1 protein-coding gene is annotated in these 561 nt (G+C 37.8%); it reads left to right on the plus strand.

Annotated features, from left to right (window positions below; all coding sequences use genetic code 11):
- A partial coding sequence (locus tag LQ677_RS14505; protein ID WP_239749098.1) for an Ig domain-containing protein occupies positions 1-561 on the plus strand: 561 nt, incomplete at both ends.

Genomic DNA, 561 nt, shown 5'->3' on the forward strand with positions numbered 1-561 from the left:
CAGAAACAACATTCACAATTACTGTTGAAGATACAACATCACCTGATGTTGATCCGGTGGATGACCAAACAACAGAAGTGAATACACCAATTGAAGATGTGAAGTTGAATGGCAAAGATAATAGTGGAAAACCAGTGACACATGAAGTATCAGGATTACCAGAAGGCGTGACATATGATTCTGAAACAAATACAATCTCAGGCACACCAACAACAGTAGGTAGCTATGATGTAACAGTAGTTACAACAGACGAATCAGGCAACAAAACAGAAACAACATTCACAATAACAGTTGAAGATACATTGCCACCAACGGTAGATTCTATTGAAGACCAAACAACAGAAGTAAACACACCAATCAAAGATATAACATTGAATGGTCAAGATAATAGTGGAAAACCAGTGACACATGAAGTATCAGGACTACCAGAAGGTGTGACATATGATCCTGAGACAAATACCATTTCAGGTACACCAACAACAGTAGGTAGCTATGATGTAACAGTAGTTACAACAGACGAATCAGGCAACAAAACAGAAACAACATTCACAATAACAGTTG

The organism is Mammaliicoccus sp. Q-M61, from assembly GCF_022386055.1.
GTDB lineage: Bacteria > Bacillota > Bacilli > Staphylococcales > Staphylococcaceae > Mammaliicoccus > Mammaliicoccus sciuri_A.